This is a genomic window from Streptomyces cyaneochromogenes (assembly GCF_003963535.1).
In the GTDB taxonomy this organism is placed as follows: domain Bacteria; phylum Actinomycetota; class Actinomycetes; order Streptomycetales; family Streptomycetaceae; genus Streptomyces; species Streptomyces shaanxiensis.
In genome coordinates this window covers 5,558,317-5,576,901 of the sequence record NZ_CP034539.1, presented here as the reverse complement: position 1 = coordinate 5,576,901, position 18,585 = coordinate 5,558,317, and the positions used below count along the sequence as shown (strand labels likewise).

Genomic DNA, 18,585 nt, shown 5'->3' with positions numbered 1-18,585 from the left:
TGTCAGCCCGGCGTGACCAGCCTGGCCTCGTAGGCGAACACCGCCGCCTGGGTGCGGTCCCGCAGGCCCAGCTTCACCAGGATGCGGCTGACGTGGGTCTTGATCGTCGACTCGGCGACCACCAGACGCTCGGCTATCTCCGCGTTCGACAGGCCCTGGGCGATCAGCACCAGCACCTCCGTCTCGCGCTCGGTCAGCTCCCCGTACGCCGCGTGGGCGGAGGACATCAGGCGCGGGGAGTCCGACAGCTTCGAGAACTCGGTGATCAGCCGCCGGGTGACCGAGGGGGCGAGCAGCGCCTCGCCCGCCGCCACCACGCGCACACCGTCGGCGAGCTGGCGCGCCGAGGCGTCCTTCAGCAGGAAGCCCGAGGCTCCCGCGCGCAGCGCCTGGTACACGTACTCGTCGAGGTCGAAGGTGGTCAGCACCAGCACCTTCGCCGCGCCGTCGGCCGCCACGATCTCCCGGGTCGCCTCGATGCCGTTCAGCTCCGGCATGCGGATGTCCATCAGCACGACGTCGGGGGTGAGCTCGCGGACCCGCTCCACCGCCTCGCGTCCGTTGACCGCCTCGCCGACGACCTCGATGTCCGGCATCGCGTTCAGCAGGACCGAGAAGCCCTCGCGCACCATCATCTGGTCGTCCGCGATCAGCACACGGATGCTCATGAGCCGTCCTCTGTGATCGTGGTGACCGGCAGGAACACCGCCACTTCGTAGCCGCCGTCATCCGTGCGGCCCGCCGTCATCTCGCCGTTCAGCATGGAGACGCGCTCCCGCATACCGGTGATGCCGTGCCCGGCGCCGGGTGAGGGTTTTACAAGGGCGGGCGCGGGCGGCGGGCCGTTGACTATGCGCAGGCCCAGGCCGCCGAGCACATAGCCGATCTCGACACGGGCGCTCGCGCCGGGCGCGTGCCGCAGGCTGTTGCTCAGCGCCTCCTGCACGATCCGGTACGCCGACAGCTCCACCCCGGGCGGCAGCTCGCGCACCGCGCCGGTCACCGCCTTCTCGACGGCCAGCCCCGCGTCCCGCACGTTCGCCAGCAGGCCGTCCAGGTCGGCGAGGGTGGGCTGCGGGGCGTCCGGGGCCTCGTAGTCCTCGGCGCGGACGACGCCCAGGACGCGGCGCAGTTCGGTGAGCGCCGCCACCGCGTTCTCCCGGATGGTGGCGAAGGCGCGCTCCAGCTCCGGCGGCGGGTTCTCCACCCGGTAGGGAGCGGCCTCCGCCTGGATCGCGACGACCGACATGTGGTGGGCCACCACGTCGTGCAACTCGCGGGCGATCGTCGTGCGCTCCTCCAGCAGGGCGCGCCGGGAACGCTCCTGCGCGGTCACGTTCTGCTGGGCGGTGACCTCCTGCCTGGCCTCCTTGCGGGTGTGCCAGACGGCGACGACGAGCAGGATCAGCGCGGAGAAGACCACCATGGGGGCGGTGTCGTCGGGGTAGTAGTAACCCGGGCCGAAGACCACGTCCACCACGAAGGCGTACGCCGCGGTGATGGCCCACATGTACCCGGCCGTGCGCGGCCTGGTGCGTATGGCCACGACCGTCAGCACGGTCAGATGGCAGGCGAAGCTGGCGGGCAGCCAGGGATAGCCGTCCATGCTGCTGCCGAAGACCTGGCTGACGGGGGTGGCCGCCATCGACAGCCAGAACGCTCCGACCGGCCGGAGCATGGTCAGCAGGATCGGGAGCACGGCGAGCGGACCGAGCAGCACGGCCGCGCCCTCGTTGTCGACGGCGGCCATGAGCAGCGTGAACAAGGCGGCCGTGGAGATCACCGCGTGCGGTGTCCAGGCCGCGTATTCGCGCAGGTGGCGGGGGAGCCGCCGGGTCAGCGGGCCGTCGACCCGCATGCGGGCCAGCGGACGGTAGGCGAAGGCGTCGTGGAACAGGTCCTGCCGCAGCCCGTGCAGGGCGTTCGCGGCCAGCCGATACTCCGGGCTGCGCGGCTTGGCCCCGTCCCCCGGTGGCGGCGTCTGCATGTGAGTCGTCTCGGTCACGTACAGAACGGTAGGCGCAGGGCGGTGTCGCGGTCGTCCCCAGTGAGAGGGGTTCCCGCAGGTCCCTCTCAGGTACTACGGGTAGCCGTGCAGGTCACGCCGCGCATGGCCGCGCCGGCCGCCGGCCGCCCTCAGTACCGGGGGGCCGTGCCCTCGGTACCGGGAAGCCGTGCCTCGGTACCGGGAGACCGTGCCTCTGTACCGGGAGACCGTGCCTCAGTATCCGGAGGGCCGGACCAGTCCCGACTCGTACGCGAACACCGCCGCCTGTGTCCGGTCCCGCAGGCCCAGCTTCACCAGGATGCGGCCCACGTGGGTCTTCACGGTCTGCTCGGCCACGACGAGGCGTTCGGCGATCTCCGCGTTCGACAAGCCCTGGGCGATCAGGGCGAGCACCTCCGTCTCGCGTTCGGTCAGGTCGCCGACGCGGTCCTTGAGCGGGGCGCGGGGCCGGTTGTCCAGGCGGGAGAACTCGGAGATCAGCCGGCGGGTGATGCCGGGCGCGAGCAGCGCGTCGCCGGCCGCCACCACCCGTACTGCTTCGGCCAGTTGGTCCACGGAGGCGTCCTTCAGGAGGAAGCCCGAGGCGCCGGCTCGCAAAGCCTCGTACACGTACTCGTCGAGGTCGAAGGTGGTCAGCACCAGCACCTTGATGTGCGGTGTCGCGGTGGTGATGCGGCGTGTGGCCTCGATGCCGCCGAGCTCGGGCATGCGGATGTCCATCAGGACGACGTCGGGGGCGAGTTCGGCGACCTGCGCCACCGCGTCCAGGCCGTCGACCGCCTGGCCGATCACGTCGATGTCGGGCTTGGTGTTGAGCAGCACGGTGAATCCCTGCCGGACCATCTGCTGGTCGTCGGCGATGAGTACACGGATGGGGCTGCTCGTCATGCGGTGTCCTTCTTGGGGTTGTTGGCGGTGCGGGCAGCGCCATCCGGGGCTGCGGGGCCCGCGGCTGCGGGGCCCGGGGCTTTGGTGTCCGCGGCGGCGGCATCCGGGACTGTGGCGTCCGGGGTCGCCGGGAGGAACGCCATCACCTTGAAGCCGCCGTCCGGCAAGGGGTGCGCCGTCATGGAGCCGTCGAGCATCGCGACTCGCTCCCGCATGCCGAGCAGCCCGTGGCCGACGCCGGGCGACGGTGGTGCCGGGTGCGTCGGGCGCGAGTTGACGACCTGCACACTCAGCCCGAAGGGGGTGTGCCTGAGGCCGACGCGGGCGGTCGCGCCCGGCGCGTGGCGCAGGGCGTTGCTCAGCGCCTCCTGCACGATCCGGTACGCCGACAGCTCGACGCCGGGCGGCAGCGGTTTCCGCTCGCCGTTGACCTCGACGACCACGTCCAGGCCCGCGGCGCGGGTGTTGTCGACGAGCGCGTCGAGCCGGTCGAGGGTGGGCTGCGGGGTGTGCGGGGCGGCACCGGTGCCGGGCTCGTCGAGCGCGTCCGCGCCCTCGGGATGCTCCGAGCGCAGGACGCCGAGCACCCGGCGCAGCTCGGTCAGCGCCTCCAGCGCGTTCTGTCGGATGCCGTCGAGGTTCTCCTTCAGCTCCTCGGGCGGGTTCTCGACGAGGTGCGGGGCGACCTGGGCCTGGATCGAGATGACGGACATGTGGTGGGCGACCACGTCGTGCAGCTCGCGCGCGATGCGGCTGCGCTCTTCCAGCAGAGTGCGCCGGGCGCGCTCCTCGGCGGTGAGCGTGGTCTGTTCGACGAGTTCCGCGCGGGCCTCGCGACGGCCGCGCAGGGCGACGCCGAGGACCACGACGACCGCGGACAGGATGGTCGCGAGCACCCCGGTGGGCACGTAGCCGCCCGCGCCCCACAGCCCTTGGATGATGTAGGTGACGAGCACGGTCAGGGCCAGCGTCGCGACCGACACCCGGGTGCGCACCCTCAGGGAGAGCAGCAGCAGCACGGCCATCTGCCCGATGATCCCGGCCGAGGTCCAGGGCCAGGTGAAGTCGTGCACGACACCGGCCAGCAGGTGGCGGCGCACCTCGACGGCACCCGCCACCATGGCCCCCATCGAGAGCCACCACCCGGGTACCGGCCGCCACAACGCGAGGACCACCGCGCCGCCCTGCGCGAGCCCGATCGCGAAGGCGACCTGAAGGCCCGCCCCGCCGTTGTCGTTGAGCTGCGCCACAGCCCCCACGGTGACGCCGAACGCGACCAGGCACAGCACACCGTGCGGCAGCCAGCGCAGCCACGTGGACGGGGGCAGCGGATCCGCCCGGACGGTCCACAGATCGTCGCGCAACACCCGCAGCCAGCGCCGCACTCGGCCCACGAGCGGGCGCTGGGTCCCCGTTTCCGTCACGCCGTCCACCTTAGGCACGCCGGACGCCTGTCGCCGCTGCCCGATCCGACGGGCGGTGCGCCCGGACGATCCGCGATCGGCCCCGCCCGCGTCCGCTCCTGCCGCCCTGCTCGTAGTCGCGAAAGGCCGCCCAGCAGACCGCGAGAGCCGGCGCGAAGACCGGGAGCCAGGCCAGGCGGGCCGCCACCCAGCCGAGGTGATCGGGGACGGTGTGCAAGCCGGGGAGGTGACCGGTCGGCAGGAGCATGGCCGTGGTCGCCATCAGGGCCGTCTGGTGCCAGAGGAAGATCGTCATCGCGGAGAGGTTGACGACGGCCACGCCCGCCCAGGCCAAGGGACGCCGCATCGCGCGGCGCAGTGGCTTCCGCAGCAGCAGGGCCGACCCGCACTGGGCCAGGCCGAAGGTGACCGCGGCCAGCGTCGGTGGGTTGAGGTTGGAGATTCCGGCACCCGGGACGCCGACCATCGACGCCGGGTAGCCCGCCCAGGCGACCAGCGCGGCCGTCGAGACCGCGCCGCCCGCCAGCAGGATCCAGCCCGCCCGACGACGCTCCAGCTCGCCCCGGGTCCAGGCCGCGCCCAGGGTGTACGGCACCAGCCAGCCGGCCGCCACGTTCACCCAGCCGAGCCAGTCGGGGGCGCCGAATCCGAAGCGGAGGAGATCCACATGGAGGACGACGGCCAAGGGCCAGAGGGGGTGCAGGCGCCGCAGGAGTGGTGTCGCCGCCGTCAGTGCCGCGAAGACCAGCAGGAACCACAGCGGGGACAGGGCCAGTTTGAGCAGCGTGTGGATCGTGGCGGTGTCCGTGCCTGAGACGAGCAGCAGGACCGACGCCACCGTCCACAGGGTGAGGACGGCCGCCACCGGTCTGAACAGGCGGGACAGACGGGACCTCAGCCACTGTCCGTACGTCGTGCCGCGCGCTCGGGCCGACGCGTAGCCGCGCGTTGCCACATGGCCGCCGACCAGGAAGAACACCGCGAGCGTCTGGAAGATCCAGGAGATCGGGGCCAGCCAGGGCATGTGCCGCAGCGGGCTCGCCGTGTGCAGGCCCACTCCGTCGCCGTCCGCCACCAGGGCCGTGACCAGCCTGTGGCCGAGGACCACGCCGAGGATGGCGAAGGCACGCAGGGCGTCGACCGCACGGTCCCGCTCGGCGGGGGTGGCGGCATCGACACGGGCGGCGCCCTCCCGTATGCCCTTCCATGCCCCGCGCAGGCGTCCCGCAGGGACAGACACAGACATCGGCTCAGCCATGAGTCACCTCCGAGGTCTCGCCCAGGACGATGCGGGTCAGGTTGGCCAGGGACGTCGAGCCCGGCCTGAAGTAGTCGCTGTGGCCGCCGTCGCCCGCAGCGAAGACCCGGGCGCCGAACGACGGGGACACCGGGTCGGTACCGAAGCCGACGGTGGTGCCGAGCAGGTCGAGCTCGATGTGCGGGACCTCCGCGACCCAGTCGTCACCGCCGCGCGCCGCCCAGACGCGCGCCGGTGTGCGCAGGCCCGCGGCGGTGTCCGCGCCGGTGCCGGGGCTGCCGACCAGCGCGATGTCGTCCACGTCCAGGTGGGAGGCCGCGCGGCCGCAGACCACCGAGCCGTAGGAGTGGCAGAGGAGGGATATGTGGGGCTTGCGGTGGCCCGCGCCGGTCGTCTCGTTGTCCGTGAGCGCACCCAACTGCCTTATGAATTCCCGCAGTTGCGGGGCCGCTTCCTCCGCTCGGCCCGCCGTCGCCACCGTGGTGCTGACCGTGGCCGGGGTTTCGTAGCCGAGCCAGGCCACGACCGCGGTGCGGGTGCCCTGTGGGGCTTCCCGGGTGAGCCGTTCGTGCAGGGCGCGGGCGCCGTCGCGGAAGCGGTCGTAGGTGTCGATGGACGTGTCGGAGCCCGGGACCAGGACCGCGACGCGGTCGGCGTGGGCCAGGTCGCCGAAGACCTCCGTCGCGAGGCCGGGGCCGCGGCCGTCGAAGCTGAGGAAGTGGCGGGACGGGTCGGCCATCGCACGGTCCGCTGCGGCCCGTTCACGGTTGCCGTGGGCCTCGGCCATGCGGGACGCCTCGGCGGCGTTGGCACGGTTGGCCGCGTACGCCTGGTCCAGCGTCGCCGCCGTCACCGGAGCGGCGACGGCGGCCGGGGCCGGGGCGGGTATCTCGGGGCGCGCGGCGCCGGACAGCGGGAGGACCACGGCGCCGGTGACGAGTGCGGCGAGGAGGGCTCGGCGCCAGCCGTGGGTGCGCGGGGACTTACGTGCGCGGATCTTCCTCGGTTGTTCGCCCGGCCCGTGCGCCGCCCGCGGGTCCTGTGCCACCCGCCGGTCCCGCGCCTCGGCCGGCGCGCTCGCTTCGGCCGACACGCTCGCCTCGGCCGCCCCCGTCGTACGCCCCATGGTCGTCGTCCCTTCCAGTCCGCCCGGCCATCGGGCTTGTCTGGTGGGGAAATTACGGATCCGGACTCGTCGTCCGCGTCACGCCAGGGAGCTCACCTGCGACGTAGCTCTCAGGTATTACGGGTATCAGAGGGACAGGGGTAGGTAGGGCCAGGACAGGTAGGGGAGGGCACGCAGGGGCGGCTCACCACGCCAACTGCGCGATCTCCTCCACCACCACCGCACACGCGTCCGCCGCCGGATCGATCAGCGGAAAGTGCCCGACGTCCTCCAGCAGCGTCAGTCCGACGACCTCCCCCGCCTTCGCCGCCGCGTCCGCGTACGACTCGGCGACGGCGTGCGGAACGACATCGTCCGTGCGGCCCTGGACGAGGGTCGTCGCGATGCCGGTCGGGAGCAGGAGGGCCGGGTCGGCGTAGGGCCGGCGCTCGGCGAACTCCTCGGCCCCGCCCAGGAGTTGCCGCGCGGCACCCCCGCACACGTCCAGTTTGTCGGCGACCGTGAAGTCGGCGATCGGCGCCAGGGCGACCACACCCCGCAGGGGCGCGGGACGATCGACGCGCCAGGGCGCGTCCGCGGGGAGGACATGGCGGGCCGCGGCCCACAGCGCCAGGTGGCCGCCGGCCGAGTGGCCGGTGAGCACGGTCCGGCGCGGATCGGCCTGCGGGAGCACCTCCCGTACCAGCGCGGGCAGCGCGTCCAGCGCGGCGGCGACGTCGTCGAAGGTCTCCGGCCAGCGACCGGCGACCGCACCCACCTGCTCCGTACCGTGCCCACCAGCCTCCACCCCGTCCGCGGCCTCCGCACCCCGCCGATACTCCACATTGGCCACGGCAAACCCCCGCCGCGCCAGGAAGTCCGCGAACGGCGTGACATGCCGTCGGTCGTACGGCGCCCGCCACGCCCCTCCGTGCAGCAGGACGACCAGTGGTGCCGGGCCGCCCGGACCGGCCTCGCCGCGTGGCGCGTAGAAGTCGATCACCTGGTCGGGATGGTCGCCGTACGTGGCGATGGCGTCGGGGTCGACGGGCGGGTGCGAGAAGGCCGACTCCTCTTCTGCGGCGGCCCGGGCTGCTGCGACGTTGTCCGGCATGCTCCAACCTCTCAGCGACGTAGGGGATTTGGACGGTGGCGGGGATCGGCGGACCAGAGTGGGGATTCGGCCGTTGGCGGGGACGGTACCAGGCGGGTGACATGCGTCGACACGCGGATGTCACGCTCGGTGAGGGTTAAACGGTTCTGCTGTTTCGTTACGCTGGAAGCGCGGATCGCACCGGCGATCGCACCGCAGATCGTATGCGCACAAGGAGGCCGATATGCCCGCCGAACCCGGCACCGTACGTCCCGGAGGGCGCACCGCGCGTGTCCGTGCGGCCGTGCTGCGGGCGGCCGGGGACGTGCTGGCGGAGCAGGGGTTCGACGGCCTCGACCTCGCGGACGTCGCCCGCCGCGCGGAGGTCGGCAAGACGACCGTCTACCGGCGGTGGGGCTCGGTGACGGGACTGGTGGCCGACCTGCTCGCCGACATGGCCGAGCAGTCGTCGCCGCGCGAGGAGTCCGGGTCCGTGCTGGGGGATCTGCGGGCCAACGCGGCGCTCGTGCGGCGGACTCTGGCGGATCCCCGGCAGGGCGCGCTGTTCCGTGCCGTCATCGCCGCGGCGACGTGCGACGAACGTACGGCGGGCGCGCTTCGGCGGTTCTACGAGGTGCGGGTGGCGGAGTGGGCGCCGTGCGTGGAACAGGGTGTCGCCAGAGGCGAGTTGCCCGTCGGCACGGATGCGGAGGCGGTCGTACGGGCGGTGTCGGCACCCCTCTACTACCAGTTGCTGACGACCGGGGTGATCCCGGACGCCCCCGCCGCGGAGCGCGCCGCGCGGGCCGCGCACGCGGCTGCCGTGGCGGGGGTCTACGTCACCTAGAAAGCGACCTGGGCGGCGAGGTCAGCACGGAGCCTCCCCCGACAGCACCTCCCCGGTCAGCACCTCCCCCAGCACCCGCGCCGCCCGCTCCGCATCCGCGAACCCCACGTACAACGGCGTGAAACCGAACCGCAGCACATCCGGATGCCGGAAGTCGCCCACGACCCCTCGCTCGATGAGCCGCTTCATGACCTCCCCGGCCCCCTCGCACCGCAACGCCACCTGGCTGCCGCGCTCCGCATGGGCCACCGGCGTCAACGACTCCACGCGCCCCTCCCCCACATACGCCCCGACGCACTCCAGGAAGAAGTCCGTCAGCGCGAGGGACTTCGCCCGCACCGCGTCGATCGACACACCGTCCCAGACCTCCAGGGCCGCCTCCAGGGCGAGCATGGAGAGGATGTCGGGCGTGCCGACGCGGCCGCGCGGGGCGCCGGAGGCGGGTTCGTAGGCGGGGCGCATCCCGAAGGGCTCGGTGTGCGAGTTCCAGCCGGGCAGCGGGGAGTCGAAGCGGTCCTGGAGATCGCGGCGTACGTAGAGGTACGCCGGTGAACCCGGGCCGCCGTTCAGGTACTTGTAGGTGCAGCCGACGGCCAGGTCGACCCCGTGCTCGTCGAGCCCGACCGGCAGCGCGCCCGCGCTGTGGCACAGGTCCCAGACGGCGAGCGCGCCCGCCGCGTGCACGGCGGCGGTCAGGGACGGCAGATCGTGCAGCCGTCCCGTGCGGTAGTCGACGTGGTTCAGCAGGACGGCGGCCGTACGGTCGCTCAGCGCCCCCGGCACTTCGGCCGGCGTCACCGGCCGCAGTGTACGGCCGGTCATCCGGGCCGCCGACTCGGCGATGTATCCGTCGGTGGGGAAGGTCGTCGCGTCGACGAGGATCTCGTCGCGGCCGGTACCGGCGGACTCAGCCATCCGTACGGCGGCCACAACTGCCTTGAAGACATTGACACTTGTCGAGTCGCCCACGACGATCTGCCCCGGCGCCGCCCCGACCAGCGGGGCGATCCGGTCGCCGATCCGCTCGGGCGCGGTCCACCAGCCGCTCTCGTCCCAGGACCGGATCCGCAGCTCGCCCCACTGCCGCCGTACGACGTCCTCGACGTGGGCCGGGACGTTCGCGGGCAGGGCGCCGAGCGAGTTGCCGTCGAGGTAGACACCCGCGGCGTCAGCCGCATGATCGGACACAGTATCGAGTACGAACTGCTTGCGGGCCCCGGCCAGTTCGTCGGCGGCGTCCAGCGCGCCCGCCCTCGCCATGAGCTCAGACATGGGACCTCGCCGTCCACAGCTCCGGGAAGACGTTCTTCCGCGCCCGCTTCTCCAGCCAGGCCACCCCGGCCGAACCGCCGGTGCCGGCCTTGGCGCCCATCGCGCGCCGGGTGGCGACCAGGTGGTCGTTGCGCCAGCGCCACACCAGCTCCGCGACGTCGGTCAGCGCCTCGCCGAGGCGGGTGAGCTCGGAGTTCTGGTCGCCCGCGTAGATCGCGGTCCAGGCGGCCTCGACCTCGTCGGACGGTACGTACCGCTGCGAGACGTCGCGCTTGAGGACGGCCTCGGGGATGTCGCAGCCGCGCCGGGCCAGGAACCGCAGCACCTCGTCGTACAGGCTCGGCTCGTGCAGCGCCTTCTCCAGTTCCGCGTGGACGCGCGGTGCGCCGCGGTGCGGGACCAGCATGGACGCGGACTTCTCGGCGAGCAGGAACTCCATCCGGCGGTACATCGCCGACTGGAAGCCGGAGCCCTCGCCGAGGGCGCTGCGGTACGCGTTGAACTGGGCCGGCGTGAGCTGGCCGAGCGGCTTCCAGGAGGCGTTGAGGGCCTCCAGCTCCCGTACGGAACGCTTCAGGGCGTCGATCGCCACGCCCGGACGGTCCTCGCGCAGGGCGTGCGCCGCCGTCTCCCACTCGTGGACGATGACCGTGAACCACAGCTCCATCACCTGGGTCGTGACCAGGAAGACCATCTCTCCGGGGTCGTCGGAGAGGGTGTGCTGGAGGTGGGTGAGCACGTCCGCCTTGACGTAGTCCTCGTAGGGCGTCGTGCCGGCGAAGTCGAGATGCGGGGTCTCGGGCTCGTGCGTCTCCGCGGACGTCTCCCCTGACGTCTCCACGCGTGGGTGAGCCTGCTGGGACATTGCTGTCTCCTGTGTAACTCCGGGTAGCGGTCCGCCCTGCCGTTATCGGCAAAGGGGCCCCGGTCCCCACCGGCATCCTCAGGGATCGCCCCGGGACCTCGCAAGGCCCGCCTGGTCACATCGGCCGGGCGGGCCCTGGCGGCAGTCGCTTCCGCTGGGGGCTGTCTAGCCCAGCGTCTGGGCCGCCGTCGGCGAGGAGTCCTTCAGGAACTGCGTGCAGCGCTCGTACTCCTCCTGCTCGCCGATCGCTCCGGCGGCGCGGGCGAGGGCGTGCAGGGCGCGCAGGAAGCCGCGGTTCGGCTCGTGCTCCCAGGGGACGGGGCCGTGGCCCTTCCAGCCGTTGCGGCGTAGGGCGTCCAGGCCGCGGTGGTAGCCCGTACGGGCATAGGCGTACGACTCCACGACGCTGCCGCGCTCGAAGGCGTCGTCGGCCAGCTGGGCCCAGGCCAGCGAGGAGGTGGGGTACTTCGCTGCGACGTCCGCGGGGGCGGTGCCGGTGGCGAGCAGGTCGCGCGGGCCGGGGTCGTCGGGGAGGTGGGTCGGGGGCGGGCCCCCGAGGAGGTTTTCGTGAATGGCCATGAGGTCCAGTCTGGCCCATGGGCCGGGTTCGGCAGGTCCGGGTGCGGCACGAGGCGCCTACGCGACCCGCCGGGTTCTCTCGCCCCCGCCGCCCCTACCCGTCCCGTCCCTGGGGGCTGCCGCCCCCAGACCCCCGCATCGGCCCGAAGGGCCTCGTCCTCAAACGCCGGACGGGCTGAAATTGCCTGGCCCGGCGAAATCCAGCCCCTCCGGCGTTTGAGGAGCAGGGTCTGGGGCGGAGCCCCAGAAGGACGGGAAGGGTAGGGGCGGCGGGGGCGAAAACCCTCCCGGCCCGCAACCGTCAGGCCCCCGCCGAGGGTCCTCGCCCTACAACCGCCGCCCACTGCGCACCCCCTCCAACGGCGGCGCCATCACCCCACCATGCGTGCGGCACTCGGGCCGGGTGCAGTCCGGGGGCAGGCGGCGTACGGTCGCGAAGGCGACAACCGCTCCCGCCGCCAACAGCCCCGCACACAGGGCCATGGCCTGGTCGAAGGCCTCGTCGAAGGCGTCCGGTGAGCGGTACGCCTCCTGGCCCATGCCGGTCAGCAGCGGTAGCGCGGCCACGGCGATGAGGCCGGCCGCGCGGGCCGCCGCGTTGTTGATGCCGCTGGCCAGCCCTGCCCGGGAGACGTCCACGGAGGCGAGGACGGTGGCGGTCAGGGGCGCGACCAGGGTGACCAGGCCGAAGCCCAGGACGAGGACGGCGGGGAGTACGTCGGCGACGTAGGAGGCGTCCGGCCCGACCCGCAGCATCAGCAGCATGCCGGCCGCGCACAGCAGGGGGCCGACGGTGAGCGGAATGCGCGGGCCGATCCGGTCGGCCAGAGCGCCGGAGCGGGCGGAGAGCAGCAGCATCAGGGCGGTCGTCGGGAGGAGGGCCGTACCGGCGCCCAGGGCCGAGTAGCCGGAGACGACCTGGAGCTGGAGCGCGGCGAGGAAGAAGAAGCCGCCGAGGGCCGCGTACACGCACAGGGTGACGAGGTTGACCGCGGTGAACTGGCGGGACGCGAAGATGTCGAGCGGCATCATCGGGTCGGGGCGGCGCTTCTCGACGACCACGAAGGCGATGCCCGCGGCCACGCCCGTCACCGCCGTCACCGCCACGACCAGCCCGCCCTCCGGGGCCTCGATCAGCGCGTACGTCACCAGGGCGAGGGACAGGGCGCCCAGGACCGCGCCGAGCACGTCGAAGCGGCCGTGCTTGCCGCCGCCCCCCGACTCGGGGACGTGCCGTACGGCGATCGGCGCGCACAGCAGGGCCAGCGGGACGTTGAGCAGGAACACCCAGCGCCAGCCCGGCCCGTCCACCAGCCAGCCGCCCAGGAAGGGGCCGACCGCGGCGCCGATCCCCCCGAACCCGGACCACAGACCCACCGCCCGACCCCTGTCGTCGGGGTGGAAGGACGCCTGGATGAGCGCGAGCGACCCCGGCGTGAGGAGCGCCCCTCCGACGCCCTGCAGAGCCCGGGCCGCGATGAGCACCCCGGCGTTCGGTGCGAGCCCGCACAGCAGCGAGGCGGCCGCGAACCACACGACCCCGATGACGAAGATCCGGCGCCGCCCGTACCGGTCCCCCAGCGAGCCGCCCAGCAGGATCAGCCCGGCCAGCGTGAGCATGTACGCGTTGACCGTCCACTGGAGTGCCGCGAGGTCGGCGTCCAGATCCTCGCCGATGCGCGGGAGGGCGACGTTGACGACGGTCGAGTCCAGCATGGCCATGCTGGAGCCGAGGATGGTGGTGAGCAGGATCCACTTGCCTTGCGGCGAGGCCAGCCTGACATCGGGCATGCCCCACATATACACCCGCGCATACGACGAGCCCGGTGCCGTGGCACCGGGCTCGTCGCTCAGAACGCGGGTTACTTGATCTTCGTACCCGTGGAGCGCAGGTTCGAGCAGGCCTCGGTCACGCGCGCGGCCATGCTCGCCTCGGCGAGCTTGCCCCAGGTGCGCGGGTCGTAGGTCTTCTTGTTGCCGACCTCGCCGTCGACCTTCAGGACGCCGTCGTAGTTCTGGAACATGTGGGCCGCCACCGGACGCGTGAAGGCGTACTGCGTGTCGGTGTCGATGTTCATCTTGACGACGCCGTTGTCCAGCGCGGTCGCGATCTCCTGCTCGGTGGAGCCGGAGCCGCCGTGGAAGACGAAGTCGAACGGGGACGCCTTGCCGTACTTGGCGGCCACGCCCTCGTTCAGCTCCTTCAGCAGCTCGGGGCGGAGCACGACGTTGCCCGGCTTGTAGACACCGTGGACGTTGCCGAATGAGGCGGCGAGCAGGTAGCGGCCCTTCTCGCCGAGGCCCAGGGCCTCCACCGTACGGATGGCGTCGTCGACGGTCGTGTACAGCGAGTCGTTGATCTCGTGCGAGACGCCGTCCTCCTCGCCACCGGTCGGGGTGATCTCGACCTCGAGGATGATCTTCGCGGCGCGGGCGCGCTCCAGCAGCTCCTGCGCGATGGAGAGGTTGTCGGCGAGGGTCTCGGCCGAACCGTCCCACATGTGCGACTGGAACAGCGGGTTCTCACCGCGCGCGACGCGCTCCTCGGACATCGCGAGCAGCGGACGTACGTACCCGTCGAGCTTGTCCTTCGGGCAGTGGTCCGTGTGCAGGGCGACGGTGATGTCGTACTTCTTGGCGACGATGTGCGCGAACTCGGCCAGGGCGACCGCGCCGGTGACCATGTCCTTGCTGTGCTGACCGCCCAGGAACTCGGCGCCACCCGTCGAGATCTGGATGATGCCGTCGCTCTCCGCCTCCGCGAAACCGCGCAGGGCCGCGTGCAGGGTCTGGGAGGAGGTCACGTTGATGGCCGGGTAGGCGAACTTGCCTGCCTTCGCCCGGTCGAGCATCTCGTTGTAGACCTCGGGGGTTGCGATGGGCATCTGTCCGCTCCTTGGAGTGTGCGGGTTGACGTACTGCGTACGGCGTTCTGCTTACGGCCCTGACCTAGACCTTGGGGGGTGTGACGTCATCGTCGGCCCCATCTTTCCAGACGAACCGGGATGCTCCGAGCGCCCCTCGGCCCTGTCCGTCAGTCGAGACCGAGCTCGTCCTTGGAGTAGGCGAAGAGGTACGGCACACCGGCCCCCTCCTGGATCTTCTCGGCGGCGCCGGTGGCCCGGTCGACGATCGTCGCGACGGCCACGACCTCGGCGCCGGCGGCCCGCACGGCCTCGACGGCGGTGAGCGGCGAGCCCCCGGTGGTGGAGGTGTCCTCGACGACGAGCACGCGTCGCCCCGCGATGTCCGGCCCCTCGACCTGCCGCTGCAGCCCGTGCGCCTTGGCCGCCTTCCGTACGACGAAGGCGTCGAGCCGCTTCCCGCGCGCGGCGGCGGCGTGCAGCATGGCGCCGGCGACCGGGTCGGCGCCCATGGTCAGCCCGCCCACCGCGTCGAACTCAAGATCGGCGGTCAGGTCGAGCAGCACCTGCCCGACCAGGGGGGCCGCCTCCCCGTCGAGGGTGATGCGCCGCAGGTCTACGTAGTAGTCGGCCTCCAGACCCGACGACAGGGTCACCTTGCCGCGCACCACGGCCTTGTCCTTGATCTGTTGCAGCAGCTCGTCGCGTACGTCAGTCATGCGGCCAGCTTAAGGGCCCCGCTCACAGCCGCCGCCAGCTCCAGACGGTCGTCGCCTCCAGTGGCTCCAGGGGCGTGACCAGGCGAGGCAGAGTGTTCAGCCCGTTGGGCGGCCCGGTCTGCGGCTCGACGCACACGGCGGCCTCCTGCTCGTCGTACACGACGACCCACTCCTCCCGGCTGCCGACCTTCAGCTCCAGCTGCCCCGGCCAGGTGAGGGTGACGTCGACGCCGCCGGGCATGCCGAAGCAGTCGTCCCAGGGGCCGGGCTCGGGATCGATCCGGTTCCCGGTCGGAAGGTGATCGGCCCCGCGCTCCTCCTGCCAGGCGGGCGAGAAATCGAGCCGTACGTCCTGGGCTCCGTCGCCGCCGAGGTTCCGGTTGAACCAGGGGTGCCAGCCGATCTGGGCCGGGAACGACGCGTCGTACGTCTCGACGGACATGGTGAGACTGAGGCTGTCCGGGGTGAGCGCGACGACCTGGGTGACCCGGCCGGCGTACGGCCACGGCTCGACCAGGTCGTAGGTGATGACGGCCTCGCCGTCGGCGACCCGGGCGACGTTCCAGACGCCGTCCCGCGCGGTGCCGTGGATGGCGTTCGGCGGCGCGTTGAGCGGCATCTGCCGCACGACGGCACCGTCGAGGAACCGCCCGTCCCGGATCCGCCCGCACCAGGGAACCATCGGGAAACACCCGAACCGCTCCCCCTGCCGCAACAACTCCGTGCCCCCGACGCGCAGCCCCCCGACCCGCCCGCCGTTCCCCGGCAGCACGTCCACCTCCGCGTCACCCGCGGTCAGCGTGATGTCTTCGCTACTCACGGGACCGACCCTACTGGGGTGATCAAGAGGACACCGGCCAAGGCAAATTCAGCCCGTCGGGGGTGCCCCCTCTGGGGGAGAGTTCGAGGACGAGGTTCCTCAAGGGCCGAAGCGGGGGTCTGGGGGCGGCAGCCCCCAGGGACGGGACGGGTAGGGGCGGCGGGGGCGAGGAAACCCTCAGCGACGCCGCCGCAACATCCGCCCCACCACGATCGCCGAAGCCACCACCAGCGCCGCCGCCGGAGCCGCCCACCGCAACGTGGAGCTGGGCGCGACCGTCTGCGGCGCGGGAACCGGCGCATACCGCCCCCGAGGCGGCGCATGGTCCACTTCCTCCGCACTGCGCCCGATCATCGTCCGCCGAGCATGCGCCGCCTCGGCGACGGGCGCCTCACCGTCACCTTCGCCCTCGCCGCCCACAGGCGCCTGCGCCCGCTCCCGCTCCGGCGCAGGCGCAGCCGCGTCATCGGCATCCGGCGTCGTCTCGAACTCGCTGGTCACCCGCGGCTCGAACTCCCCGGGCGCCAGGGACTCCTCCACGTCTTCCACAGACGCGTCCCCGCCCCGACCAGGCCCCGGCTCAGCCGCAGGTGCAGCCTCAGGCTCGGGTTCCACCCGCTCCTCCCCCGCCGCGGCTCCCAGGTTCTCCACGAACCGGCTCAGCAGCCGCGTCACGGCCGCCCCGACCGCCTCCCCCGGCAACTCCGAGACCCGACCGTCCGCCGAGGCCGCTCCCTCGAACCGCACCGCGGAGCCACCCTCCGCATCCACCAGCCGCAGCGTGAGCGCGAGCTTCACCGAGCCGGTACCGCGCGCCTCGGTCGCGTCGCCCTCGACGGCGTACGAACCGTCCGCGCGCTCGGAGAGCCGTACGACCCCCCGGTACGTGATGGTGTGACCGCCGATCCGCATCTTCAGCCGCCCGGTCACGGGCTCGGCGCCGGCGTCCTGCTGGAGCCCGGGAACCGCCCGGGCGACCCGCGCGGGGTCGGCCAGGACCTCCCTGAGCCGCTCGGCCACAACCGGAACGAACACCTCATGCTCCATGGTCACCGAGCCTACCCAGCACGGCGCGAAACGCACCCATGCATCCGGGGATTCGCCCCACCCGCACTCCCGCCGGGCGTATCCTCCCCGCCCGCCCCCACCACGCGGCCCCCTTCCCGTCCCACCCCCGTCAGTACCGCGGATGCACCAACGTCGACGCCCCCAACCCCCCGACCCGCGTCCCCTCCGCCGCCCGCGCCCCCGCCACCAGCCCCACCTGCGTCAACGTCCCCAGCCGCGGCGCCCCCTGCCCCTGCCGGAGCCGCAGCACCGGCCGCTCGCCCTGGCCGGCCAGGAGGAATCCCCAGTCGTGCGGCGCCCGCGTGGGGCCCGCCGTGCGGTCCGGGCCGGACGCGAAGCCGGAGTCGTGGCCCGTGACGCGGTAGGGGGCGGTGCGCAGGCCCGCGGCGCGCAGGGTCGTGTCGACCGTCCAGAAGACACGGGGGCGGGCGGAGACCGGCCCGGCGTGCACCGCGAGGCGGCCGTGCCGGGTCAGGGCGCGGCGGGCGAGGGCATAGAACTCCTGCGAGTACAGCTTCGTGCTGGCGGTGATGCCGGGGTCGGGCAGGTCCGAGATCACGACGTCGTACGTCGCCGGCGGCGCCCCGCGCAGCCAGTGGAAGGCGTCGCCTGTCATGACGTGGACGCGCGTGTCGTCGTACGCATGCCCGTTGAGCTCGGACAGCGCGGGGTCGCTGCGCGCCAACCGCACCACCCCGGCGTCGACTTCGACGACGTCGACCCGGTGCACCTCGGGATGGCGCAGCACTTCGCGCGCCGCCAGCCCGTCCCCGCCGCCGAGGATCAGCACGCGCGTGTGCTCGCCGCTCATGGCGGGGTGGACCAGCGCCTCGTGGTACCGGCGCGCGTCCTGGCCGCTGACCCTCAGGCGGCCGTCGAGGAAGAGGTCGAGCGGGCGGCCGTGCGTGCCGCCGGTGATGACGACCTCCTGGACGTCCGTCTGGAGCGCCACCCGTACGTCCCGCCCGTACACCGCGTGCCGGGCCGCGCGTTCGAAGTCGTCGACGAGTACGGCGGCGGAGGCGAGGACGCCGAGCACCGTGACGTTGGCGATCACCAGCAGCCAGCGGGCCCGGCGGGTGAGGTCCCCCCGGAACAGCCCGAGGACCAGCGCGCCGCCCGCCACGACGTTGACGGCGCCGGTGATCAGGGCCGAGGTCAACTGGCCCAGCAGGGGCAGGAGGAGGAAGGGGAAGGCGAGGCCGCCGACCAGCGCGCCGACGTAGTCCGCGGCGAACAGGTCGGCCACCGCGCCGCCCGCGTCCTGGCGCCGGATGCGCTGGATCAGCTCCATCAGCAGCGGTACCTCGGCGCCGATCAGCAGGCCGATGGTGAGGGAGAAGGCGACGAGGAGGTAGCGGGGGCCGTCGGCCCAGATGCCGCCCCAGTCGCCGGTCCAGGCGAAGACGGCGTACAGGGCGAGCGCGCTGCAGCCGCCGACCAGGGCGAGGACGGCCTCGATGGCGCCGAAGCCGGCCGCGGCGCGCGGGCGCAGGCGCTTGGCGACGAGGGAGCCGATGCCCATCGCGAAGACCATGACGGAGAGGACGACGGAGGCCTGGGTGACCGAGTCGCCGATCAAGTACGAGGCGAGGGCGACGAGTTCGAGTTCGTACACGAGTCCGCAGGCGGCGCAGACGAAGACGCACGCGAGGACCAGGAACCGTCCGGTGCCCGGCCGCACCGGCAGTCGCGCCGGGCCGGGCCAGGGGGGCGGGGCTCCGGGTGGTGCGGGTGCGTGCGGGTCGATCACGTTGCCGACGGTACGTTAGGCC

The 18,585-nt window shown here is 72.7% G+C and carries 17 protein-coding genes; 1 reads left to right on the top strand and 16 read right to left on the bottom strand.

From position 1 onward, the window contains the following. Positions 1-2: 2 nt before the first annotated feature. The 7 genes from EJ357_RS25345 to EJ357_RS25315 all read right to left on the bottom strand — a co-directional run bounded on the left by EJ357_RS25345 (position 3) and on the right by EJ357_RS25315 (position 7,797). Positions 3-668 carry a response regulator gene (locus EJ357_RS25345; RefSeq protein WP_126393896.1) on the bottom strand — a complete coding sequence of 222 codons (666 nt, stop codon included), beginning with the start codon at positions 666-668 and terminating at the stop codon, positions 3-5. Further along, a complete protein-coding gene (locus EJ357_RS25340; RefSeq protein ID WP_228472595.1) occupies positions 665-2,005 on the bottom strand; it encodes a sensor histidine kinase in 1,341 nt (446 codons plus the stop codon). The genes EJ357_RS25345 and EJ357_RS25340 overlap by 4 nt, the downstream gene beginning before the upstream one ends. A 216-nt stretch (positions 2,006-2,221) precedes the next feature. Next, positions 2,222-2,896 carry a response regulator gene (locus EJ357_RS25335; RefSeq protein WP_126393895.1) on the bottom strand — a complete coding sequence of 225 codons (675 nt, stop codon included), beginning with the start codon at positions 2,894-2,896 and terminating at the stop codon, positions 2,222-2,224. Beyond that, a complete protein-coding gene (locus EJ357_RS25330; RefSeq protein ID WP_228472594.1) occupies positions 2,893-4,320 on the bottom strand; it encodes a sensor histidine kinase in 1,428 nt (475 codons plus the stop codon). Before EJ357_RS25330 ends, EJ357_RS25335 begins: the two co-directional genes overlap by 4 nt. Positions 4,321-4,330: 10 nt before the next feature. Continuing rightward, positions 4,331-5,566: an acyltransferase family protein gene (locus EJ357_RS25325; protein WP_228472593.1), complete on the bottom strand. Its 1,236-nt coding sequence runs from the start codon at positions 5,564-5,566 to the stop codon at positions 4,331-4,333. A 4-nt stretch (positions 5,567-5,570) separates the two neighbouring features. Next, entirely contained in the window at positions 5,571-6,704 is a 1,134-nt protein-coding gene (locus EJ357_RS25320) for an alpha/beta hydrolase (protein WP_126393892.1), read from the bottom strand. Between the two features lie 184 nt (positions 6,705-6,888). Continuing rightward, a complete protein-coding gene (locus tag EJ357_RS25315) occupies positions 6,889-7,797 on the bottom strand; it encodes an alpha/beta hydrolase family protein (RefSeq protein ID WP_126393891.1) in 909 nt (302 codons plus the stop codon). Between the two features lie 223 nt (positions 7,798-8,020). Between EJ357_RS25315 and EJ357_RS25310 the strand changes: the two genes are divergently transcribed. Continuing rightward, the gene (locus EJ357_RS25310; RefSeq protein ID WP_126393890.1) at positions 8,021-8,623 is read left to right on the top strand and encodes a TetR/AcrR family transcriptional regulator; all 603 of its coding nucleotides are present in this window, start codon (positions 8,021-8,023) and stop codon (positions 8,621-8,623) included. Between the two features lie 21 nt (positions 8,624-8,644). Here EJ357_RS25310 and kynU read toward each other — a convergent pair whose 3' ends face one another. The 9 genes from kynU to EJ357_RS25255 form a co-directional block, all read right to left on the bottom strand. Further along, complete coding sequence (gene kynU / locus EJ357_RS25305) at positions 8,645-9,895, bottom strand: kynureninase (protein WP_126393889.1); 1,251 nt, start codon at positions 9,893-9,895, stop codon at positions 8,645-8,647. Beyond that, on the bottom strand, positions 9,888-10,760 hold the full coding sequence (locus EJ357_RS25300; RefSeq protein ID WP_126393888.1) for a tryptophan 2,3-dioxygenase family protein: 873 nt from the start codon (positions 10,758-10,760) through the stop codon (positions 9,888-9,890). The genes kynU and EJ357_RS25300 overlap by 8 nt, the downstream gene beginning before the upstream one ends. Before the next feature lie 165 nt (positions 10,761-10,925). Beyond that, positions 10,926-11,339: a DUF3151 domain-containing protein gene (locus EJ357_RS25295; RefSeq protein ID WP_126393887.1), complete on the bottom strand. Its 414-nt coding sequence runs from the start codon at positions 11,337-11,339 to the stop codon at positions 10,926-10,928. Positions 11,340-11,666: 327 nt separating this feature from the next. Then, positions 11,667-13,130: an MFS transporter gene (locus EJ357_RS25285; RefSeq protein WP_126393885.1), complete on the bottom strand. Its 1,464-nt coding sequence runs from the start codon at positions 13,128-13,130 to the stop codon at positions 11,667-11,669. 71 nt (positions 13,131-13,201) lie between these two features. Further along, positions 13,202-14,224 (bottom strand): class II fructose-bisphosphate aldolase, encoded by a 1,023-nt coding sequence (gene fbaA, locus EJ357_RS25280; protein WP_126393884.1) that lies wholly within the window; start codon positions 14,222-14,224, stop codon positions 13,202-13,204. A gap of 149 nt (positions 14,225-14,373) precedes the next feature. Further along, on the bottom strand, positions 14,374-14,922 hold the full coding sequence (gene pyrE, locus EJ357_RS25275; RefSeq protein ID WP_126393883.1) for an orotate phosphoribosyltransferase: 549 nt from the start codon (positions 14,920-14,922) through the stop codon (positions 14,374-14,376). A gap of 22 nt (positions 14,923-14,944) precedes the next feature. Next, positions 14,945-15,742 (bottom strand): aldose epimerase family protein, encoded by a 798-nt coding sequence (locus tag EJ357_RS25270; RefSeq protein WP_126393882.1) that lies wholly within the window; start codon positions 15,740-15,742, stop codon positions 14,945-14,947. A gap of 177 nt (positions 15,743-15,919) precedes the next feature. After that, positions 15,920-16,789, bottom strand: a complete 870-nt coding sequence (locus EJ357_RS25260; protein WP_126393879.1) for an SRPBCC domain-containing protein — start codon at positions 16,787-16,789, stop codon at positions 15,920-15,922. A gap of 130 nt (positions 16,790-16,919) precedes the next feature. Continuing rightward, on the bottom strand, positions 16,920-18,563 hold the full coding sequence (locus EJ357_RS25255) for a polyamine aminopropyltransferase (RefSeq protein ID WP_126393877.1): 1,644 nt from the start codon (positions 18,561-18,563) through the stop codon (positions 16,920-16,922). Positions 18,564-18,585 lie beyond the last annotated feature (22 nt).

Coding starts and splice junctions, on each gene's coding strand:
- EJ357_RS25345 (WP_126393896.1), bottom strand. CDS start 668: ATGAGCATCCGTGTGCTGATCGCGGACGACCAGATGATGGTGCGCGAG.
- EJ357_RS25335 (WP_126393895.1), bottom strand. CDS start 2,896: ATGACGAGCAGCCCCATCCGTGTACTCATCGCCGACGACCAGCAGATG.
- EJ357_RS25325 (WP_228472593.1), bottom strand. CDS start 5,566: ATGTCTGTGTCTGTCCCTGCGGGACGCCTGCGCGGGGCATGGAAGGGC.
- EJ357_RS25320 (WP_126393892.1), bottom strand. CDS start 6,704: ATGGGGCGTACGACGGGGGCGGCCGAGGCGAGCGTGTCGGCCGAAGCG.
- EJ357_RS25315 (WP_126393891.1), bottom strand. CDS start 7,797: ATGCCGGACAACGTCGCAGCAGCCCGGGCCGCCGCAGAAGAGGAGTCG.
- EJ357_RS25310 (WP_126393890.1), top strand. CDS start 8,021: ATGCCCGCCGAACCCGGCACCGTACGTCCCGGAGGGCGCACCGCGCGT.
- kynU (WP_126393889.1), bottom strand. CDS start 9,895: ATGTCTGAGCTCATGGCGAGGGCGGGCGCGCTGGACGCCGCCGACGAA.
- EJ357_RS25300 (WP_126393888.1), bottom strand. CDS start 10,760: ATGTCCCAGCAGGCTCACCCACGCGTGGAGACGTCAGGGGAGACGTCC.
- EJ357_RS25295 (WP_126393887.1), bottom strand. CDS start 11,339: ATGGCCATTCACGAAAACCTCCTCGGGGGCCCGCCCCCGACCCACCTC.
- EJ357_RS25285 (WP_126393885.1), bottom strand. CDS start 13,130: ATGCCCGATGTCAGGCTGGCCTCGCCGCAAGGCAAGTGGATCCTGCTC.
- fbaA (WP_126393884.1), bottom strand. CDS start 14,224: ATGCCCATCGCAACCCCCGAGGTCTACAACGAGATGCTCGACCGGGCG.
- pyrE (WP_126393883.1), bottom strand. CDS start 14,922: ATGACTGACGTACGCGACGAGCTGCTGCAACAGATCAAGGACAAGGCC.
- EJ357_RS25260 (WP_126393879.1), bottom strand. CDS start 16,789: ATGGAGCATGAGGTGTTCGTTCCGGTTGTGGCCGAGCGGCTCAGGGAG.